Below are 17110 nucleotides of genomic sequence, written 5' to 3'. Positions count from 1 at the left end.
AACACAGCAATCAAAAACATCAAGCGAACCGCCCGCGGCTACCGCAATGCCGCCAACTACAAATCGGTTATTCTCTTGAGAAGTGCCGTCCGGACGGCGGCATGACGCTCATCCCGGGAATCCATTTCCCCACGAACCGTGAAGAGCCATCGAACATGGCACGGATCTTCGCAATGGCGGTGACTTTGGCGGGGGATTCGCCCGCGTCCAGCTGGGCCGCCCGCTCGGATTGGAGCTCCAGCATCCGCGGGGGTGCTCCACCTACCTTGTCCTTCGGTAGTAGATCAAGTCGGCGTTGGTGAAGAACGGCGCGCCCCAGTACCTTTCCTCATACTGGGTGGTTTCCACAGTGGAGGGAATGAGCCGGTCCTTGTTGGCCTCTACCAGCTTGGTCTGGTCCAGCAGCCAGCTCTGGGAGGGGAACTCGGAGGTCCAGATGACGTCCGTGAGGAAGATGTCGCACTCAGTGGACGTACCTTCAAGATGCTGCACGATCTGGACCCGGGCTTCATCGATTGTCCTTCCGCGAGAAGTGGCGGCGGTCTTGGTTCGTCAGGAATTCCTCAGGAAGGCTGACGCTTTCCTCACAATCACCAGCGTTCTATCGAGAATAGCGGGGTCGCCTACTACGTCCGGATAGCGCAACTGCCGGGCGCTAAAGCCAAGCACGATACCCCAAAACTCACGCTGATTCGATTGCCGCGAGTTTATCCATTGCCCCGTCGCTCCAAAAAATGGCGAACCCGCGTGCGTAACCCCAAATCTGTCGGTTCCGAAGTTCGCTTCGATTTCGTTGGCGTCCGGCCATTCCGCTCCTCGCAGAGGTGAATCTGGGTGAACCAATGTCGAAAGAAACAGCGTGACTGGATCCAAAAGAGCAGATCCAAAACAGTTACTGTCAAAGTCGATTAAGACAGCCTCGCCGTCGGCAATCATGACGTTCGCTACGTGAAGATCCCCATGTCGCATGCCGATTCTAGTAGTGATGCGCATGTTTGGTGACGGCGTCGGAACCTCATACGAATTAAGCAACTCATCAAACTTTTCCCAGTTCAGCAGGGGCGAGATGAGAGCCTCCAGCGTGACAGTTTCAGCGCGTTCCTGGACGCGATCCAGTGCTTCTGCGACCTGCACTACATAATCAGATGAAGACGTAATATCTTCGGCCATGTGTCGGAAAAGGGAGCGAGCGTTATCTCCCGCTAGCCGCAAAATCGACACGTGGCCGCCCCCGATGAGTCCCGCTACACTGGCGCGAGTGGTCGCAGCAGTACTCAAGGGAAGCAGATCCTGCAGCCCGGCTAGCGATGGCAACTTTGCTGCTCGCTTGGCCACAACATTTGCGACGTGCCCTTGATCCTGATGAATCTCACAACCCCAAACCTGAGCCCCGGTCAAGCCTCCGGTCAAAGATGTGGGGCGCAGAGATACCGCGTTAAACTCGTAGGCAACGCGGCGTAGAAGACGTTGGTCTGAAACGGCTATGTCGCGATTGTTTATGTCATCGGAAATCTCAATATCATCTAGCTCTTGAAGGAGCTCGCCGAATTCGCCTACAAGTCTCCGGAATTCGATGGACTGGTCCTTCCTGAGAACAGAGATTCTGTCGACAGGCCTGGAGTTGCGAATGGGGAATTGTCCACCGCCTCTCATTGCTTCCTGAAATAAACCATCGCTCGTATAGCCAGTGAAGACAATGACTCTGGCGTCTGGGTAGGAACTTCGCACTTCAGACAGGAGAGCATCACCCAGCTCATCGGCGGCCGGTTCGCCTATACGCATCGGTAGTCGACGATCTAGAACGAAGAGATCAATAAAATCTGAACGGTCCTCAAGATATGATAACGCTGCCTCAACAGCATCATACTGAATAACCGTAAAACCCTGATCCTCGATAATCGACTTTGAAATTCTTGCTTGCTCAGGGTCATCCTCAACAAGGACAGCTATATGCTCAGACAACTGAAATCTTTCCGCTTAAGGTGGCCGCGGCTAGGCCGCTACTTCCAAATATGTCAAAATCTAAATCTAGACGGCTGGCAACGGTCGTAATAAGGGCTACTCCATGCCCCTGATGCGCGGCCTTTGTAGAGACGCCAACTTGCAATATATCATTCAATGTGAACCTTGCGCCGACAAATGGGTTTGAAATACGAACCCAAAAGCGTTCATGGGTGATGCCCCATGACACGTCCACACTGGGAGCGCTCTCACTCTCACGGGACGCATCTATGGCATTTTGATAGATATTTGACATGAGCAATGTAAACAGGCTTGAGTCGGTAGAAATCTCGGTCCTCCGAGGATCGACGTCTGGGCGCATGCGGGGCCTACTGGCAGGATCCGGCCAACATTCGAGGAGCGCATCAATCAGACACAACCGCTGAACGTTTAACTCACCTGCCTGCTTTATAAGCGCGATGAGGCCGTCTATCCTCCGCTGCAACTTCTTCACAGCCCTATCGGTCTCACTCTTCTCAAATTCAGATATTTCTTTGTCACCGGCTAAGCGGATCCATCCGATTGCTGGCGATAGTTCGTGGCGGATAAGAGCAGCAATGTCTAAGCTTGGCTCAGCCGCTGGAATCAAAGAGGATTCAACTTCAAGAGGTTCAGAGTCTTCCCGGCGCCTTTGTCGCACCTCTAGGACATTGTTCAGCGCCCTGCGGATTTGCGGAACCGTCTCAACCTGGAGGGCGCGCATTAAGTCCGGAGTAGGGATCTCATGTGGATGTTGCTGAAGCCAATTCGCAACCTTAGCACGCTCATTCGGCGCTTTGGATTTGAGCGCCTCAAGCTTGGAAGCATCCATTATTCGGAGATTTCACCATGAGTCGCGTAAAACTCTGAACGACGGGCAAATGCGTCCCGGCCACCCTCCATCAGACCGGTGATCCAATCAACTACAGAATCATCATCAAATCTTCCAGACGAGACCACTTCACCTGTCTTTCCATCACTGGCAAGAACGACCACAGTATCTGCGGATCCGAGGACAGGAATGTTCGCATTGTGTGTTGCAATTATTGTTTGGGCACTCGACCGGCGAGTGATCCCGTCAACCACATGTTCAACTAAGTAGGCGTTATCGAGATGATCTTCGGGCTGATCGAGAATTAGTGTTCTGCGCTTCTCAGAAAGGATTATAGGGAGGGTAACGGAGCACTTTTGCCCCGTCGACAGAGTGTCAACACTCTTTTCGACCAAACCATCCCGCAACCGAAAATCAACACGGTCCTGCAAAGCGACCATGGTCAAGCTGCAGAGCGTCTCTTCACGGCTCAAGTGCTGTATGAGACGTTCTGCTCGCTCTACCGGTATCGCAGCAGCTACAGCCAGCCCATCACTATCACACGTCTCAACGATTTCGAGCAATTGGCGCGGCAGGACGCCCTCTGCGACGGTGTCAATCAAGTTCACCCTTGTACCCGTACCCTTAAGGGAGTCCTGGAGCACCTGTCGAAATTCCCCGACATCTGCCAGGTGTTCAACGACAATTACCACATTGCGGGAGATCTGCCCAGTCGTGGCTCGCGCCAGCTCCTCGCGGGTTCGATACTGATCCTCTTCGATCGCTTCAATTCCGTCCAGGATGGCCGAGCGAAGCTTCCGGATTTCGTCGTATCTCGCTTCTGCGGCCACTATTCGTTTGTCGTTCTCAGCGAGTGCATCCAACTCAGTTTCCACATTTCTGAGCTGAGAGGTTATCTGGCCAAGTCCGGTTTCAGCTTCCTCCAGGCTTGCCCTCAAAGGTGCGGCATCTTCCCGGAATCTCAGGTTCGCCTCGCGGGTTAAGGCATCCGCATCTTGAAGCGCCGATTTTAGAGGCCGGATTTGGTCGAGAAGCAGTTCTGAGAACGCCTGGGCGGCCGTAATGCTTTCCACAACTGACTGCACCCCGGGCAACGGCAATGTCAACCGATGGAGATCCGCCAAGCGTTCCCCCTGCTGCTCTTGGGCGGCCACAATACGGGGCAGAAGCTGCTGGACCTCCCCAAACGCTTCCAGTTCTCGGGTACTACGAATGACTAACTGCTCCTTTGCCCGTAGTTCTTCACGACGGGCAGCTAGCTCATCGCCTCCTCCACTCAGGATTGAGGCTTCCTGGTCGACTAGAACCTCCTTGTCCGCCAACAGACGATCCCGTTTTGTGGACTCCTCTTTTAGTGCTTCGATTTCTAGCCGGAGACGGAACAGGTCGGCGGTGAGCTCGGATGCCCCCGTGCGATCGGGCACGTCTGCGGCAGTGCCGGTCCGCAGGTCAAGAAGATTGAGCCGGCTCGTAGCGTCGGAGGCGATGCTCTCAAGTTCGTTTTGCCCGAGTACCAGCACTGAGTTTGATAGATCCGCTCTCTGACCGCCACCTTTGGCGTCGACCACAAGATGCCGACCCCCTTGCTCAGTCTCAAGATCGACTATTATTTCGCCCGATCCCAGTACTGCGTCACGAAAAGCCTGATGCCTGCGCTCTTGTCGCTCGTCCGCGTGCTTGGCTCCAACTGCGTGCCGAATCAGCTCCAGCAAGGTGGTCTTGCCTGCGCCGCGCGCTCCGATTATTACGTTCAAGCCTTCGCTGAACGTGATGTCGAGACCGTTCAGGAAGCCCCCTGTTACCCGCATACGAGATATCCACACAGTCAGACAGGCCCTTTCAGTCCAAACCCGCCGGACAAGCAGGTCTAATCACACATGATCTCCACAATAGTTGACTTACGCTCGCTGCTGTTCTCTAGACAACGACTGCCTCTCCATGTCCTCCCGCCCATACAATGCGACGGAGCATCCCCGCGGGTTGAAGCATTGAGCAAAGGCTAATGTCCGGCTCTAAGGGCTGAAGTCTGGTGGTCTACCCCAGCCCCAGATTCTGTCGCGTTGAGGGAATACGACTGTTGGTATCCCAAACCCGCCCCTCCCCACCCACCCCCTTGACTCCCACTCCCACCTTCTCTAGACTTTTCATAAAGCAGAATCTAAATTCCACAAAGCGGAAACTGAAGCCAAGCATCGAGGCAGCAGCCAAGCACCCCCGAAGATAGATCAAAGCCCCTCCTCGGAAGGACCTACGATGACGTACACAGTGAACTGCTCCATCCTCCTGACGGAACTGCCCTTGCTCGAGCGCCCCGCCGCCGCGAAGGCAGCCGGTTTTGACGCCGTCGAGTTCTGGTGGCCCTTCGAGACCTCCGTCCCCACCGACGCACAAGTAACCGAATTCGAGAACGCCATCAAGGACGCCGGCGTTCAGCTCACGGGTCTGAACTTCAACGCCGGCAACATGCCTGGCGGGGATCGCGGCCTGGTCTCCTGGCCTGCACGCTCCACCGAGTTCCAGGACAACATCGACGTTGTCGCCGGCATCGGTGAGCGCCTCGGCTGCAAGGCCTTCAACGCCCTCTACGGCAACCGCATCGACGGCGAATCGGCCGAGAAGCAGGACGCCATCGGTGCCGAAAACCTCGCAACCGCAGCGGCCGGCGTCGCCCGCATCGGCGGCACGGTCCTCCTCGAACCGGTCAGCGGCGCACCCAAGTACCCGCTCCTCACCGCCGAAGACGCACTCAAGGTCATCGCCCGAGTCAAGGCAGAATCCGGTGCACAGAACATCAAGCTCCTCGCCGACTTCTACCACCTGGCAGTCAACGGCGACGACGTCGAATCTGTCATCGAGAACCACGCCAAGGACTTCGGCCACATACAGATCGCCGACAACCCCGGCCGCGGCGCTCCCGGAACCGGCACGCTCCCCCTCGGTGAATGGATCGCCCGCAGCCGCGAACTCGGCTACGCCGGCTACATCGGCCTCGAGTACAAGGAACCGCAGGAATCGGCTTTCAGCTGGGCCATCCGCCAGCGCGCCAACGCCAACTAAGCACCGGGCTCCCAACTAAGTAGCAGCAGAGCACGTTTAGAACCCTCAAAACGCGCACTAATGCGACCTAGTTGGGTAAGCACAGCCGGGTTAAAACACGCCCGGGAAACAGACACACACACAGACTTCCCCAGAAAGAGAACCACAATGAGCAACGTTGCAGTCATCGGACTCGGAATCATGGGCCTCCCCATGGCCATCAACCTCGTCAAGGCCGGCCACACGGTCACCGGTTTCAACCGCAGCCAGGACAAGATCGACAAGCTCGTCTCCGAGGGGGGCCAGGGCGCCACGAGCATCGCGGACGCTGTCAAGGACGCCGACGTCGTCCTCACCATGGTCCCGGACTCCCCCGATGTTGAGGGTGTTGTCAGCGGCAAGGACGGCGTCTTCGCCAACGCGAAGAAGGGCACCCTCTGGATCGACGCATCCAGCATCCGCCCGGATGTCGCCAAGCGCCTCTCGGACGAGGCCACAAAGGCAGGCATCCGCCCGCTCGACGCACCGGTATCCGGCGGCGAACAGGGCGCCATCGACGCCGTCCTGTCCATAATGGTCGGCGGCGAAGCAGCAGACTTCGAGGCAGCACAGGATGTCCTCAACGCAGTGGGCAAAACCATCGTCCACGTCGGCCCGTCCGGCTCCGGCCAGACCGTCAAGGCAGCCAACCAGCTGATCGTGGCCGTCAACATCCAGGTCCTCGGCGAGGCCATCGCCTTCCTTGAGGCCTACGGCGTAGACACCGACGCAGCACTGAAGGTCCTCGGCGGCGGCTTGGCCGGCTCAAAGGTCCTCGACCAGAAGGGTCAGAAGATGCTCGACCGCAACTTCGACCCCGGCTTCCGCCTGGCCCTCCACCACAAGGACCTCGGCATCGTTACCTCCGCAGCCCGCGAGGCCAACGTCGCTGTCCCGCTCGGCGCAGTCGTCGCCCAGCTGGTCGCCGCAACCGTCAACCAGGGCGATGGCGGCCTCGACCACTCGGGCCTCTTCAAGCAGGTCCTCCAGCTCAGCGGCCGCAAGTAGCAGCCCGGCGCTAAGGCGCCAACAGAAACGAAAAGTAGGGAACCCGCCGTCGTACTTAAACGACGGCGGCTCCCTCACCACACCCAAAAACACCACAGTCTTCGCCCGCAAGGGCAAAAAACAAGGAGTACACCATGGCTAAGATGCGCACCGTTGATGCGGCAGTCGCCATCCTGGAAAAGGAAGGCGCCACAGAGGCTTTCGGCCTGCCAGGCGCAGCGATCAACCCCTTCTATTCCGCAATGCGTGCCCACGGCGGCATCCGCCACACGCTGGCCCGCCACGTTGAAGGCGCCAGCCACATGGCTGACGGCTACAGCCGCGCAGCTGATGGCAACATCGGCATCTGCATCGGCACCTCGGGCCCCGCAGGCACGGACATGATCACTGGCCTGTACGCAGCCCAGGCCGATTCGATCCCCATGCTCTGCATCACCGGCCAGGCACCGGTTGCCAAGCTGCACAAGGAAGACTTCCAAGCTGTGGACATCGAGTCCATCGCCAAGCCGTTGACCAAGTTCGCCATGACCATCCTGGAACCGGGCCAGGTTCCCGGCGCTTTCCAGAAGGCTTTCCAGCTGATGCGCTCGGGTCGCCCGGGCCCGGTTCTGCTGGACCTGCCCATCGATGTTCAGATGGCCGAGATCGAGTTCGACATCGACGCTTACGAGCCCCTGCCGGTGGAGAAGCCCAAGGCTTCCCGCAAGCAGCTGGAAAAGGCCCTGGACCTGCTGACCGCTGCCAAGCACCCGCTGATCGTTGCCGGTGGCGGCATCATCAACGCCGGTGCATCCGCTCAGCTGGTTGAGCTGGCCGAGATCCTGAACGTTCCGGTTATCCCCACGTTGATGGGTTGGGGCACCATCCCGGACGATCACCAGCTGATGGCCGGCATGGTTGGCCTGCAGACCTCGCACCGCTACGGCAACGAGACGTTCCTGCAGAGCGACTTCGTGATCGGCATCGGCAACCGTTGGGCCAACCGCCACACCGGCGGCCTGGACACCTACACTGCCGGCCGCAAGTTCGTTCACATCGACATCGAGCCGACGCAGATCGGTCGCGTGTTCTCGCCGGACTTGGGCATTGCGTCCGACGCCGGTGCGGCGCTGGACGGACTGTTGGAACTGGCACGCGAGCGTAAAGCCGCAAACGAACTGCCGGACTACTCGGGTTGGGTTGCCGAGTGCCAGGAGCGCAAGGGCTCCCTGCACCGCAAGACCAACTTCGACAACGTGCCCATCAAGCCGCAGCGCGTGTACCAGGAGATGAACAAGGCTTTCGGCCGCGACACCACGTACGTGTCCACCATTGGCCTGTCGCAGATCGCCGGCGCACAGATGCTGCACGTGTTCGGTGCCCGCAAGTGGATCAATGCGGGCCAGGCCGGCCCGCTGGGTTGGACCGCTCCGGCTGCTCTCGGCGTAGTAAGGGGAACCCCGGACGCCACTGTTGTTGCCCTGTCCGGTGACTACGACTTCCAGTTCATGATCGAGGAACTGGCCGTGGGCGCACAGTTCAACCTGCCGTACGTCCACGTTGTGGTGAACAACAGCTACCTGGGCCTGATCCGTCAGTCGCAGCGCGGCTTCAACATGGAACAGAACGTTTCCCTGGCCTTCGAGAACATCAACAGTCCGGAAACAAACGGCTACGGCGTTGACCACATCAAGGTTGCCGAAGGCTTGGGTTGCAAGGCCATCCGCGTTGAGGACCCGAACGATCTGCCGGCCGCTTTCGACAAGGCCAAGGCACTGATGGGCGAGTTCAAGGTTCCCGTGGTTGTTGAAGTGATCCTGGAAAAGATCACCAACATCTCCATGGGCGTTGAGATCAACGGCGTGAACGAGTTCGAAGAGCTGGCAGAAACCGCGGCGGACGCTCCGACCGCGATCCTGACCAAGGCTTAAAGGAAAAGGAGGCACCGGAATGCGTGTTGTCATCGCCCCGGACAAATTCAAGGGCTCGCTGTCCGCGCCCGACGTCGCCAGGCATCTCGCAACAGGATTGCTGGCAGGCTTCGGACAAACCGGGCTCGAGGCAACACGCATTCCGGTGGCCGACGGTGGCGAAGGAACCATCGACGCCGCCATCGGCTCCGGTTTCATCCGCCGGACCACCACCGTCACCGGCCCACTGGGCGAGCCAGTGAAGGCAGACTTCGCAGTACGGGACCAGGAAGCGGTCATCGAAATGGCAGCTGCTTCCGGCCTCGCCCTCCTCCCGGACGGCCCCACATCTGAAACAGCCAAAACGGCAACCAGCATCGGAACCGGCGAACTCATCCGCGCCGCGCTGGACCTCGGCTGCCGCAAGATCATCCTGGGTGTCGGTGGCAGCGCCAACACCGACGCCGGCGCGGGAGTCCTGCAGGGCCTCGGCGCCGTGTTCCTGGACAAGGACGGCAACGAGCTCCCCGGCGGCGGCGCTGCATTGGCACAGGTGAACACCATCGATTTCTCCAACTTCGACGTCCGCATCGAGGCAACGGAGTTCGTCTTGGCGTCCGACGTCGACAATCCCCTTTTGGGGGCCAGTGGCGCCCCAGCCATCTTCGGTCCGCAGAAGGGTGCGACGCCGGACGACGTTGCCGAACTCGACAAAGCAGCAAGCCACTTCGTGGACGTGCTCGCAGCAACCACCGGCCAGCAAGCCAGGAGTGCCGCGAAGGCACCCGGCGCCGGAGCAGCAGGCGGTGTTGGTTACATTGCGATAGCGGCACTGAAGGCTGAGCGGCGGCCGGGTATCGACGTCGTGCTTGAATTCACTGACCTTGAACAGAGGCTCAAAGGCGCCGATCTGGTGATCACCGGAGAGGGCAGCCTGGACGAACAAAGCCTGCTCGGCAAGACCCCCATGGGCGTCTCGCGCGCAGCACAGAAGGCCGGGGTCCCCGTGATCGCAGTCTGCGGCCGGAGTACCCTGAGCCGGGAACAACTCACGGATGCCGGCTTCCACACGGTCCACGCTTTGACCGACATGGAAACTGATGTCCAGAAATGTATGGCTGAAGCCGGTCCGTTGCTTGAACAATTAGGTAAGCACATAGGCGTGTACCTGGCGGAACGGACCGAAAACAAGGAGTACCTCAATGTCTGAAGCAATCGGCGCCTATGACCTCGTTATCCGGGGACAGCGCATCCTGACCACCGCCGGCCTCGCAGCCCGCGAAGTTGGTATCCGCGACGGCATCATCGTCGCAATCGAACCCCTGGGCAACGGCCTGACGGGCAACGAGGTCATCGAACTCGCAGACGACGAAACCCTCATCCCCGGCCTGGTGGACACGCACGTCCACGTCAACGAGCCCGGCCGCACCGAGTGGGAAGGCTTCGCCTCCGCCACCCGCGCCGCAGCAGCCGGTGGCGTGACCACCATCATCGACATGCCGCTGAACAGCATCCCGCCCACCACCACCGTGGACGGCTTGGAGCAGAAGCGCGTCGTCGCGAAGGACCAAGCGTTCGTGGACGTCGGATTCTGGGGCGGCGCCATCCCAGGCAACAAGAAGGATCTCCGCCCGCTCCACGATGAAGGCGTTTTCGGCTTCAAGTGCTTCCTCCTGCACTCCGGCGTGGACGAGTTCCCGCACTTGGACGCGGATGAGATGGAAGAGGACATGGCCGAGCTCAAGTCCTTCGACTCCCTCATGATCGTGCACGCCGAGGACTCCCACGCGATCGACCGCGCCCCGCACCCCGGCGGCGACCACTACGAAACCTTCCTCGCCTCCCGCCCCCGCGGTGCCGAGAACAAGGCAATCGCCGAGGTCATCGAGCGCGCCCGCTGGACCGGCGCCCGCGCCCACATCCTGCACCTCTCCTCCTCCGACGCGCTGCCGATGATCGCTTCAGCAAAGCGCGACGGCGTCAACCTCACGGTTGAGACGTGCCCGCACTACCTGACTCTCATGGCCGAAGAGATCCCCGACGGTGCCACGGCCTACAAGTGCTGCCCGCCCATCCGCGAAGCCTCCAACCGCGAGCTCCTCTGGAAGGGCCTGCAGGACGGCACCATCGACTGCATCGTCTCGGACCACTCCCCCTCCACACTGGATTTGAAGGACCTGGAAAACGGCGACTTCGCAGTGGCATGGGGCGGCGTTTCCTCGCTCCAGCTGGGCCTGTCCCTCATCTGGACAGAAGCCCGCCACCGCGGCATCCCACTGGAACAGGTCGTGTCCTGGATGGCCGAGAAGCCCGCTGCCCTGGCCCGCCTGCACACCAAGGGCCAGCTCGCCCTGGGCTACGACGCCGACTTCTCCATCTTCGCGCCGGACGAGGCCTTCGTTGTGGACGTCACCAAGCTCAAGCACAAGAACCCGATCACGCCGTACGACGGCCGTCCGCTGGCCGGCGTCGTTCGCAAGACGTACCTGCGCGGCACCGCGATCGACGGCCAGAACCCCGGCGGCAAGCTGCTCCGCCGCGGCAACGTTTAGGTCAACCGTCATGGCAGTCAGTGCCTACGGGCCCCCGCCCATGCGTCCGCTCAGTGGCGTTCCGGGCCGGCGCCCCGGAGTCAGCGCGCGGGGCCTCGCCCTCTGGGTCAACCCGGCCGAGGGCGACGAGATGGATCCAGCAGTCTGGGAACGGGCGGCACGCCTTGTGCTGGCCCGTGCCATGAAACTTGCCCCGGAGGCGGAAGTCCGCATCTGGCCCGCCATCGGGGCAGAACACTCCGGTGTCGGCGATACTTCCTGGGGCGGCACTCCGCAGGAAGCCGCCGACGCCGGTACCCACCCTTCCCTGTCACTCGCCGATGCTCTCGCTGACGGAAATTCCCCCTCCAACGGACGAATCACCTCCATACGCGAGGGTGATAAGTCCGTTGGCGGGGGCCAGACCACAAGCGGCGGCAGCACCGCCGTCGAACCCGTCATGTTGGCCGGGCGTCGTAGTCAACTTGCAATCGACCTCGCCGCTGAAGTAGTGCTGCTCGACGGGGAGCCGGTTGCCTTTACTGGCATGGAATACAAGCTGCTGCGCTACCTCGTGGTGAACTGCTCGCGGGCCATCAGTCGTGAAGAATTGCAACGTTTTCTGGAGTCATTTGACCTCCCCGGCGCTGCATTTCGCTCCATTGACGTTTATGTTGGAAGGGTGCGGCGGAAGCTCGGAAGCGCCCGCCACACTGTCGCCACCGTTCGTGGTGGTGGCTACCAGTTCGTGCCAGGCCCATATGCCACGGTGCGCGGACCTGCGGAATACAGCATCTGACTTCGCTGTTCTGTCTTTAGACAATCCGTTTTCTTGAATGACCAATGCCGGCTGCGTGCCGGTGAAACGCAAAGGATCGCCATGACCCAGAAACTCCTCGTCGGAACGCAAGCACCTGACTTCGCGCTGCTCGACGCCGACGGCACCAAGGTCTCGCTGTCCGATTACCGCGGACGCAACGTCATTGTGTACTTCTACCCCAAGGCAGCCACCCCCGGCTGCACCACCGAGGCCTGCGATTTCCGCGACAACCTCGCAAGCCTGCAGGGCAACGGCTACGACGTCATCGGGATCTCCCCGGACGCCCCCGAGGCCCTCGCCAAGTTCACTGGTGAATTTGCGCTGACCTTCCCGCTGCTCTCCGATGAGGACCATGCAGTAGCCCTCGCCTACGGTGCCTGGGGCGAGAAGCTTGTTGACGGCGAAATCGTCGAAGGCTTGGTCCGTTCCACCGTTGTGCTCGACGGCGAAGGTACCGTCAAGCTCACCCAGTACCAGGTTTCTGCGCAGGGCCACGTCCAGGCCCTGAAGGAAGAGTTGCTGGGCGTCTAACCCTCTCTCACTTCCTGCAGCATTTCGGGCGGATTCTCTCTCATATCCTGAGGCTTTAAGGGAATCCCTCTCGCACATAACTGCACAAATTTTGTAACGCCCGCCCACGATTGTGAGCGGGCGTTACACGTCTCTTTACTAAACGTGACAAAAGGCCCGCGGCAGTAGTTAATGGAGCCATGGTCTCAACCGCGTCCCCTCGCCATGCTGTAGTCGTAGAAGATGACGCCGATATCCGTGGCCTCCTCGTTTTGGTCCTTGAGCAGCTCGATTTTGTGGTGACGGAAGCGCCCGACGGTCTTTCCGGCGTCGAGGCCGTCCGTAACACCAACGCCGAACTGGTGACGCTGGATATCAACCTCCCGGACATCGACGGCATGGAAGTTTGTCGTCGCCTGCGGGAGTTCTCGGACGCCTACATCTTGATGCTCACCGCCCGTGCCGACGAGATTGACCGGCTCAACGGTTTGGACACCGGAGCGGATGATTACGTCAACAAGCCGTTCAGCCCCAAGGAACTGCAGGCCCGCATCCGTGCACTTTTCCGCCGGGCCCGAACACCCGCTGCACCCGCCGAGGACACCCGCCAGACTGACGAACTCGCCCGCGCTGCGGTTGTGCAGACGAGCCTCCTCCCGCAGGAAACTGTCCGGCTGAAGGATTACGACGTCGCTGGAGCCTTCCGCCCATCGCGCAGCGTGGGTGGGGACTTCTACGACTGGTACCAGACCAGCGACGGCATGCACCTGACGTTCGCCGACGCCATGGGCAAGGGCATGGGCGCGGCCTTGATAGCGGCCACCGTCCGCGCCGTGATGCGGTCGGTGGCGGACACCCCGGGAATTGCTGATGCTTTCGAGTCCGCCAGCGCCACCCTCACCGCCGATCTGGACCAGTCCGGGTCCTTCGTGACCATGTTCCATGCTCGCCTGGACAGTGCCTCGGGCAAGCTCAGCTATATCGACGCCGGTCATGGACTCGCTCTGCACGTTCCGGCCGAGGGGGCGGCACGGAGATTGGTATCCGCCGGGCCACCTGTCGGGATCATGGATGGACAGCAATGGCAGGCAGCAGACCTGCAGCTGGAGCCGGGCGATTCCCTTGTGATCGTCAGCGACGGCGTCCTCGACGCTCACGATTCACTTGAAGAGTTCGTGAGGAACGTAGAGAAGGCGGCGAGGAGCAGGGGCACCTCGGACGAGGTCTGTGCTGCCCTGCTGGAGCTTGCACCGGCAGACACAGCGGAAGATGACGTGACCGCCGTCGTGGTTCACCGCCAGCGCGAGGTTGGCCGTGATGCTGGCCCGGGAGGCACCAACAGCGGAGTAGCTCAGACCATCCAGTACTAGCCACAAAAAAGGGGGGAACGTGACGCGGTTCTGGACTCGGCTTTGTGTTGTCCTAACGGTCATTCTGGGCGTGAATTACGTCGCGTGGCGCTGGCTGGCTTCCCTGAATTGGGAAGCGTGGTGGATCGCTGTTCCGCTGGTGATTGCCGAGACGTACAGCCTTATTGACGTGATGCTATTCGGCCTGACGGTCTGGAACCTGAAGGTTCGCAAGCCACCGCCCGCGGCGCCGGATACCGCGACGGTGGACGTTTTCATCACCACGTACAACGAGCCGCTGGACCTGGTGATGACCACCGCCCTCGCCGCCAAGGGCATACGCTGGCCGCACAGTACCTGGATTCTCGACGACGGCGACCGCCCCGAGATGCGCGAGCTCGCCGAGTCGAACGGGATCGGCTACGTAACCCGCGGCGCCGACTGGACGCCGGACATGCCGCGGCACGCCAAGGCCGGCAACCTGAACAACGCGCTCATGGTCACGTCGGGCGAGTACCTGTTGATTCTCGACGCCGACCAGATCCCCGAACCGGACATCCTGGACAAGACGCTGGGCTACTTCAACGATGACCGCGTGGCGTTGGTGCAGACGCCCCAGTACTTCATCAACGTTCCCGCCGACGATCCCCTGGGCAGCCAGGCGCCCCTCTTCTACGGGCCCATCCAGCAGGGCAAGGACGGCTGGAACGCGGCGTTCTTCTGCGGCTCCAATGCGATCCTGCGCAGGGAAGCCCTCATGCAGCTTGGATTGGTGGGCTATGTCAAGGCCACGGAGAAGAGTGTGCGCCGTGCCCTGGCTGCCTCCCGTTCCGCTATCAAGAAGGCCCGGCGGTCGGCAGAGGCGGAGAACCCGTTGGTGGAGCAAATGCTCAACGAGGTGGAAGCCGCCACCGAAAGTGCCCAGCAGGAGCTCCAAGCCGGGGCATCCCTGAGCGAAATCACGTACCGCGTACGCCGCAAAGTGGACGACGCCGTTCGCACGCTCGTGGCCGCCGACTTCTCAGCGCTCCAATCCGACCTCGAAGAAATCGCTGCCATGGAACTGGCCCACGTCGGCGAGTCTGGCGTCACGACAGTGGCAAGTGACGCCGTCGACCGCATGTCCGGACGCGACTGGTCTCCGCTGGGCGCCCTCGAGTCCGTTCACGCAGTCCTGGACGCCATCTCCGTGGAACGCACCGACGAAGCCCAGCCGATCATGCCCTTGGCCACCATCTCCGTCACTGAGGACATGGCTACGGCGATGCGCCTGCACGCCCTCGGCTGGAAGAGCGTGTACCACCACGAAGTCCTCGCCAACGGCCTGGCTCCCGAGGACATCAAAACCATGCTGACCCAACGCCTTCGCTGGGCCCAAGGCACCATGCAGGTCCTCCTGCGCGAGAACCCGTTGGTCCAACGCCGCCTCGCGTGGGGCCAGCGGCTCATGTACTTCTCCACGATGTGGAGCTACCTCAGCGGCTTCGCGGCCGTCGTGTACTTTGCGGCACCCATCATCTACCTGACGCTCGGCATCCTCCCCGTCAGCAGCCTGAGCCTCGAGTTTTTCGCCCGCTTCATCCCGTTCATGGTGGTAAACCAGATGCTGTTCGTCATCGCTGGCCACGGGATCCCCACCTGGCGCGGGCAGCAGTACAGCCTCGCCCTGTTCCCCACCTGGATCAAGGCCTGCACGACGGCTGCACGCAACGTCTGGTTCGGCCGTGCCCTCGGGTTTGCCGTCACGCCCAAAGCCCGGCAGAGTGGCGGCCCCAGTTGGAGCCTGATTCGTCCGCAGATCATCGTTGCTGTGTTGCTGGCCGTTGCTCTGGTTGTTGGGCTGGCGCGGCTTCTTTCCGGCCTGTCGGAGCCCCTCGGAACCCTGGTGAACGTAGCGTGGGTAGCTTACGATCTGGTGGTCCTCAGCGTGCTGGTCAAGGCTGTTTTGTACAAGGGATTTGTTCCTGAAGTCTCCGAAGAGAGGAATGCTGATGCAGTTTAGCTACGAGGTCAAAGACTCCTACGCGGAGGTGAAGAGCGTCGGCCGGTTGAATATGGTGGCCGCTCCGAAGCTGCGCGAACTAGTGGCCGAGGTTGTGGCGGGTGGATCCAGCCGCGTTGTGGTGAACCTTGAAGAAACCGACTTCATGGATTCCTCCGGCCTCGGAGCCCTCATCGGTTGCCTCAAAGCGGCTCGTCAGGCAGGCGGCGATTTGCGGATCTCGGGCGTGCAGCCGCAGGTCAAGATGGTCCTGGAACTGACCAACATGGACCGTGTTCTCACCGCGTACTCCTCAGCCGAGGAGGCGTTCGGAAATGACTGAGGTCATCGCACGCAGGGGATTCCGCGGTCTGTCCAACGAAGAAGCAATAGAAGCCATCCATGCCGAGCTTGATGCCTTGTGGGACGACGCCTCCTTCGTCCCGGACATGGACCGGATGACCTTCACCACCGCCGTCATTGAGGCCGCCGCCAACATCGTGCAACATGCCCTTCCCGTGGCCGAGAAGCCCGTGGAGATCGGTGTGGACATCAGCGTCCGGCCCACCCGCCTACAAGCCCGCGTCAGCGCCTACAACGCCCGCGAGCCCTTCGCCGAAGACATGCAGGCCAACATGCCGGACGAGGACGCCGAATCCGGACGCGGTCTTGCTCTCATCGAAGCCTTGGTGACAACAGTGACCTTCGAACGCCAGGACGGCACCAACACGTGGATCCTGACCCGCGAAACCTGACCTTCTCTCACATCCATCGGCCTTTCCAGCGATGCTCTCTCACATCCCGCGTCTGGATCGCGGGCGTGGGGTGTTCTGTTCCAGCGGGCTGACTGGAAGTTCCACCGATTGATCGTCGGTATGTGAGAGAACATCCACCCAAACCGATCACGATCTGAGAGAACATCGGCCGAAACCGACCACGATCTGCGAGAGCACCGGCCAAAACCAGTCACGATCTGAGAGAACATCGATCTGCGGTCGTATGGTTTTGTGAGACAGCTTGATGGGAGCTTCAGTTCAGATGACCACGCCCAGAAGAAAATACGATGCGGCTTTCCGTGAGGATGCTGTGCGGCTTGTTTTGTCCACGAACCGGTCGGTGAAACAGGTCGCCGAGG

15 protein-coding genes are annotated in these 17110 nt (G+C 60.7%); 11 read left to right on the top strand and 4 right to left on the bottom strand.

What is annotated here, in order from left to right:
- Nucleotides 1–261: 261 nt before the first annotated feature.
- Genes AC1DD5_RS25015 through AC1DD5_RS25000 form a run of 4 tightly spaced genes read right to left on the bottom strand, consistent with a single transcriptional unit; the run spans nt 262 to nt 4620 of the window.
- Nucleotides 262–492 (bottom strand): hypothetical protein, encoded by a 231-nt coding sequence (locus AC1DD5_RS25015; protein WP_477523028.1) that lies wholly within the window; start codon nt 490–492, stop codon nt 262–264.
- A 60-nt stretch (nt 493–552) separates the two neighbouring features.
- On the bottom strand, nt 553–1962 hold the full coding sequence (locus tag AC1DD5_RS25010; protein ID WP_477523027.1) for a response regulator: 1410 nt from the start codon (nt 1960–1962) through the stop codon (nt 553–555).
- Nucleotides 1955–2812, bottom strand: coding sequence for a hypothetical protein (locus AC1DD5_RS25005; RefSeq protein ID WP_477523026.1), 858 nt, complete (start codon nt 2810–2812; stop codon nt 1955–1957). Before AC1DD5_RS25005 ends, AC1DD5_RS25010 begins: the two co-directional genes overlap by 8 nt.
- Complete coding sequence (locus AC1DD5_RS25000; protein ID WP_477523025.1) at nt 2812–4620, bottom strand: AAA family ATPase; 1809 nt, start codon at nt 4618–4620, stop codon at nt 2812–2814. The genes AC1DD5_RS25005 and AC1DD5_RS25000 overlap by 1 nt, the downstream gene beginning before the upstream one ends.
- A 445-nt stretch (nt 4621–5065) precedes the next feature.
- On the opposite strand from AC1DD5_RS25000, the gene AC1DD5_RS24995 reads away from it, so the two are divergent.
- The 11 genes from AC1DD5_RS24995 to AC1DD5_RS24945 all read left to right on the top strand — a co-directional run bounded on the left by AC1DD5_RS24995 (nt 5066) and on the right by AC1DD5_RS24945 (nt 16730).
- Nucleotides 5066–5869 (top strand): hydroxypyruvate isomerase family protein, encoded by an 804-nt coding sequence (locus tag AC1DD5_RS24995; protein ID WP_477513884.1) that lies wholly within the window; start codon nt 5066–5068, stop codon nt 5867–5869.
- A 60-nt stretch (nt 5870–5929) separates the two neighbouring features.
- A complete protein-coding gene (locus AC1DD5_RS24990) occupies nt 5930–6895 on the top strand; it encodes a 2-hydroxy-3-oxopropionate reductase (RefSeq protein ID WP_477513885.1) in 966 nt (321 codons plus the stop codon).
- A 134-nt stretch (nt 6896–7029) separates the two neighbouring features.
- Nucleotides 7030–8805, top strand: coding sequence for a glyoxylate carboligase (gene gcl / locus AC1DD5_RS24985; RefSeq protein ID WP_477513886.1), 1776 nt, complete (start codon nt 7030–7032; stop codon nt 8803–8805).
- A 19-nt stretch (nt 8806–8824) separates the two neighbouring features.
- On the top strand, nt 8825–9994 hold the full coding sequence (locus AC1DD5_RS24980) for a glycerate kinase (RefSeq protein WP_477513887.1): 1170 nt from the start codon (nt 8825–8827) through the stop codon (nt 9992–9994).
- Nucleotides 9987–11336, top strand: a complete 1350-nt coding sequence (gene allB, locus AC1DD5_RS24975; protein WP_477513888.1) for an allantoinase AllB — start codon at nt 9987–9989, stop codon at nt 11334–11336. The genes AC1DD5_RS24980 and allB overlap by 8 nt, the downstream gene beginning before the upstream one ends.
- Before the next feature lie 10 nt (nt 11337–11346).
- The gene (locus AC1DD5_RS24970) at nt 11347–12114 is read left to right on the top strand and encodes a winged helix-turn-helix domain-containing protein (RefSeq protein ID WP_477523024.1); all 768 of its coding nucleotides are present in this window, start codon (nt 11347–11349) and stop codon (nt 12112–12114) included.
- 81 nt (nt 12115–12195) lie between these two features.
- Nucleotides 12196–12666, top strand: a complete 471-nt coding sequence (gene bcp / locus AC1DD5_RS24965) for a thioredoxin-dependent thiol peroxidase (RefSeq protein ID WP_442003267.1) — start codon at nt 12196–12198, stop codon at nt 12664–12666.
- A gap of 179 nt (nt 12667–12845) precedes the next feature.
- Entirely contained in the window at nt 12846–14015 is a 1170-nt protein-coding gene (locus AC1DD5_RS24960; protein WP_477513890.1) for a PP2C family protein-serine/threonine phosphatase, read from the top strand.
- Nucleotides 14016–14034: 19 nt separating this feature from the next.
- Nucleotides 14035–15996 (top strand): glycosyltransferase family 2 protein, encoded by a 1962-nt coding sequence (locus tag AC1DD5_RS24955; protein ID WP_477513891.1) that lies wholly within the window; start codon nt 14035–14037, stop codon nt 15994–15996.
- Nucleotides 15986–16318 carry an STAS domain-containing protein gene (locus tag AC1DD5_RS24950; protein WP_431116731.1) on the top strand — a complete coding sequence of 111 codons (333 nt, stop codon included), beginning with the start codon at nt 15986–15988 and terminating at the stop codon, nt 16316–16318. The genes AC1DD5_RS24955 and AC1DD5_RS24950 overlap by 11 nt, the downstream gene beginning before the upstream one ends.
- A complete protein-coding gene (locus tag AC1DD5_RS24945) occupies nt 16311–16730 on the top strand; it encodes an ATP-binding protein (protein ID WP_477513892.1) in 420 nt (139 codons plus the stop codon). The genes AC1DD5_RS24950 and AC1DD5_RS24945 overlap by 8 nt, the downstream gene beginning before the upstream one ends.
- The last annotated feature ends 380 nt before the right edge of the window (nt 16731–17110 follow it).

The organism is Paenarthrobacter sp. 10L420, from assembly GCF_056395385.1.
The sequence above is the reverse complement of the archived record's forward strand: the minus strand, read 5'-3'. Positions and strand labels throughout refer to the sequence as shown.